General features: G+C 43.8%; 3 protein-coding genes and 1 pseudogene. All 4 read left to right on the forward strand.

Annotated elements, in window-relative coordinates:
* Positions 1 to 215: pseudogene (locus tag DFQ00_RS28365) on the forward strand (lipase family protein); the annotation flags it as partial.
* A 134-nt stretch (positions 216 to 349) separates the two neighbouring features.
* Positions 350 to 622, forward strand: a complete 273-nt coding sequence (locus DFQ00_RS28370; RefSeq protein WP_110899739.1) for a hypothetical protein — start codon at positions 350 to 352, stop codon at positions 620 to 622.
* Positions 623 to 767: 145 nt separating this feature from the next.
* Positions 768 to 2,090, forward strand: coding sequence for an S-layer homology domain-containing protein (locus tag DFQ00_RS28375; protein ID WP_208643831.1), 1,323 nt, complete (start codon positions 768 to 770; stop codon positions 2,088 to 2,090).
* A 50-nt stretch (positions 2,091 to 2,140) separates the two neighbouring features.
* The coding region (locus DFQ00_RS28380; RefSeq protein ID WP_208643832.1) for a DUF5704 domain-containing protein at positions 2,141 to 4,596 on the forward strand (2,456 nt) is incomplete at its 3' end.

Genomic DNA, 4,596 nt, shown 5'->3' on the forward strand with positions numbered 1-4,596 from the left:
AGCAGGCGCAAGACATGAGTCGAACGTTTGAACGGATCCAACGTAACTTTTTCGAATATACGGAAAGCAGTCATAGCAAGCGTCTAGTGCCGATCGTATGGGACCTGCAGATGAGCATTAAGCAGCTGGATGAATGGCATGTGGAGCATACCTCGGATCTCGTGGATTACATTCAGAATAAAGCCGATCTGTTTGTGAAGGCGGATGGGGGATAGAAGTAGAAATTCAGGGGATTAGTCTGCTGAAGGTGATTCGACTAAGGCTAAATGAATTGCGTACGAACTTTACATAAGAAGCAGGTACCAGGTTTTAGGAAAAGTATAGAAAGCTAAAGAAAGGAAACATAAGAATGAGCAACAACATAACGATAGATTTGGATCAATTATTGCAAGCCGAACGTGAGTTGGATCTTATCCTTAGTGAACTGAAGGAGAATGAACGTGAAGCTCGAAAGCTGTACGAAAAGTTAAATGCTTGGAAGGGGCAGTCAGCAACAAAATTACGGATTAAAGTAGAGGTATTCTTCTATCAGCTAGACACACGTACGCAGCAGCTTCTGAAACAGAAGCAGGAAATGTTAGAGGCAATCCAGAGAATAAAAGATGCAGATGGTAGTTATTAAGTAACCTAAAAGTAATGAATTCCAATGGTTGAATTTGAAATGAAAATGCCAGATATAAACTGCCGTTTGTCTGTCTGATGTTGAGCATTAGAAAGAGTTAGAAGAGTTTTTTTAAAAAATTTTAATAGAAATGAGGATCAAGATGATGAAAAAGAAACTAATTGTGGTGAGTACACTGATATCTATGTTAGCAGCTAGCATTCCGGTTTATGCAGAGCCATCTATAACCTTTGGTTCGGGTAGTGAAGCCAACCAGAAAACGTTAAATTCAGAAGGTAATACAGAAAGAGAAAGTTTATTATCATTCAAGGATATCCAAGGTCACTGGGCAGAATCAAGCATAAGGTCGGCAATTAATAAGGGGGTTGTCAGTGGTTATCCCAACGGGATGTTTTATCCGGAAAATAAGGTAACGCGTGCGGAATTTTTAAAGATCGTCATTGGATCGCTAGGCTACGAGACTGAATCTACGGCTTCTGGTGCTCCATGGTATAAAGCGTATGTTGCTGCTGCCAAATTGAATCAGTTGTATGTGGAATCAGATTTTCCTTCTTCCGATTGGTCTCAACCGATGACGCGTATGGAGATGGTTCACGTTGCAGCGAGAGCAATCGAGCAAGTGGGAACGGATGATTACGATTTTCTATATCTTGCTGTCAAACATGGATTAATCTCAGGTACGGGAAATGGAAATCTTGATCCGGGAGGTACAACGACCCGTGCTCAGGCGTTAACCGTTGTAGACCGCATTCTAAAAGTGCGGGGTGGGCAGACGCTACAGGTGGACACCGTGGCTCTAAAGAATGCTGAAAAAGCAAAAAATGCTGAGCGAGATCCATGGGGACGGGTCATCCGAACGACCAATTTACCTAAAAACGCGAAGGATTTCCCATATATTTTGGAAGAGTATCCGAATGAAATGTATGAGATGAAGCCTGATATTATTGTAGATACGACTTCTGCGCAGCTTGCCAAGAAGGACAGTAAATTTAACAATAAGGCTCTAATGGATCAGTGGAAACAAACAACGGAAAATTATTATAACTTATTGCTTAACGTAGACTACAGAACGATTGATGAAGAATGGGCCAATGAATTGTTTTCTTATCACAATCAAGGGTTCAGGGTGGTACTTGCCGATATGAGACGGTATGTGAAATGGGTAAAGGAGAATAAAATCATTATGACAGGTTCTTTGATAGCGGAGCCTTCTATGTTGACAGATGCGGATAGACTAGCGGGATATTATATTCGAACTAAATTTAGCTTTGAAATTAAGTCCTATACAAAATACAAAAACATTATGTTTGATGAATTATTCGAAAATGTTGGCACATTAAAAAAAGGAAAAAAATATGAGGGATACGCAGATATTCCGCTATCTACGAACTCGAATACATATGATTTGAAGGTTAGTGGAACGGCTACTCTGTTTAGTAGAACTTCTATTTTGCGGGAAGTGAAATGAATAAGCTACTTAAGAAAATTGTCATATGTTTTTTGATGCTTTCCTTAACGATGGAATTATTTATTTTTTTCGGTGGGATACCTCTCACATTTGCCGCGGACAATATTGATTTTGACCCGAATGGTTCAATCAAATTTAGTACAACCTCCACAGCAGCAACTACATCCATTCGGTATAAAACGGTGGGCTTTACAATCGCTCGCAACGCAAGATGCACGTTAACCAATTGTGCCCCCCAGCAAGGGGGGGCGTTTGGTGTAGTGAGGGTAACTCAATATGATGAAGTAGAAATTGGGGGTGGGAAAGTTACAACATATTTCCAAGTTCCGGTAGATAAAGTGAATGATGCTTTGGAAGCTGCTGGACTGGAGAAGATAACTAACGGTGGACAGATCTGGTTTAGCTCTATATTTCATGTTATTAATGGATCCAGACCTGACACAGATTTTGTGACTCTTCAGAGTATAAAGAATGCTGAAAGTTGGGCAGACCCGAGTAAGTTCAGACAATACTATGATATTCCCGTCACTGTCCATGCATATTTTCCGGTTACCAAGATATATAGGACTAGTGAAGGGGCAGAGATGTATTCTGCGAAAGTAGAGAGCAGTCTAGATGATTACGATAAGAATTGGCCGGTGGGTAAGCCAGTAGATACGGTCAGGTTAGATAAAACTTATTCGTTTCAAGGTGAGAATTATAAATTAGTGAAATCGTATGTTCAGTCTAAACGGAAGTTAAATGAACAAAATTTTGTGCAAACGGGTGATCCAGAGAGAAATTTAAAGTTATCAGAAAGAAATTTCACGAATTATCTTGGAGGTACTAATGTAGTAGGGGTATATCGAAAAATAACAACAAATCCCGTTGATCCAGAGCCTGATGGAAAAGCAGCCTGCAGACCTACCATTAATCCACCGAATGAAGTGGCTTCCCCGCAGACGGCATTTATGGATCCAGGGGCTCAAGGACATATTCTAGCAGATGACCCTACAAACGGCATCCATTTTGATGCCACGCGAGGCATTCCAACGTCGGAGCAACTGTATGCCAACACGTGGGCGATGAATTATCTGTTCCAACATACGTTCGGTAAACAGCAAGGCACCATTACGTATAACTGTGAAGCAGACCTGACATATGTTCAAACCTGGAAGGTAAAACAGCCTAACCTGCCTGGACCGAATGGAACATCTATACCGCAACCCGATAAAGAGGAATCGGATACAGTTGATGTTCATTACACGTTCAGCTTTGAGCGAAACTATAGCTATTGGAACATCAACAACGTGGAGCTGTATTTCATTGATCAGGCAGAGATGGAGAATTACGCCCTGCCAGACGGCGAGCGTATTACGCTGTATCCACAGGGGTACACGCCACCCGAGCTGGAGATGGAGCACGACGAAGATGTGGAGATTCATGTGATGCCGAAGGAGACCGGGGAGATCAGCTATGTGCCTCCGGTACTGGCTAGTTCAGGCTATACTCCGTTACCTATTCCGAATGATGAGGGATTGTTAAAAGGGATGGCTGAAGGGCAAACGGGACCGCCTGATGTGAAAAATGATGCACTAGACTTTACGTGGGAAGGTTCCTCCACAAAGGTCATGGACGGCAGTACCGTGGTCGAAAACGGACCCGATCCGACACAAATTCCGGCACCAACCAAGATCGGTTCGTTTAAAAGTACCGGAGAACAGGTACTATATGCCGATCAGCTGTTGATTCCACAGACGCGTTTGAACAAAGCGAATACGGAGTCCAGCGGAGAAATCCAGTATGCCCTTCATCCGACGACACTAGGAGGCAGCGGAGACAAGACGTTCCCCGTCAGTCCCATTAATACCGTCACGGTGCATACCCCGGTGGTAAACTACTCGCTCGTGTCGGATGACCAGCCGCATAACCAGAAGACCGTTCCGAACATGAATCGATCTGCACTCATTTTGGAGCGACCGTTTACCGTTCGTATCCCGACGAGCGGCCAGCATCTGGATGCAGGCTCGTATCCGGGATACGGAAATCGGGACTATGCGAAGTATTATCGGATCAAACAGGTACGCTTCCCGTTTGATGTATATAGTGCGGACCGGACACAGTTCTATCCAAGCAATACGTGGATTGATATTGAAGTTCCCGTCTTGGACACGACCTTCTATCTCCCGGTGTGGGTGGATGAGGGAGATTACCAGGTCGAGTTTCGTAACATTGCGGAAAATGCACCGTCTGACTACCCTATGCAGCCAGAGATTGAAGCACAGCCAGATGCGAATACCGATTTGTACTACCACGTTGCATCGGACGAAGTATCCGTCGAGGTCATTGGCCGATTGTACGATTTTGAAATCACGGATATCGCCGACTATAACTGGGAACTCGTTTTTCGTCGCTTCAAGGACAGCATCGCTCCAACGTGGATCAGCTACTGGACAGGCACGAAGGATATTGATGGGGATAAAAGAGGCAATTTCCCGCAGTTCACCGTGCCGATCCGTCCGGGAAG

The organism is Paenibacillus barcinonensis (assembly GCF_003217495.1).
Lineage (GTDB): Bacteria > Bacillota > Bacilli > Paenibacillales > Paenibacillaceae > Paenibacillus > Paenibacillus barcinonensis.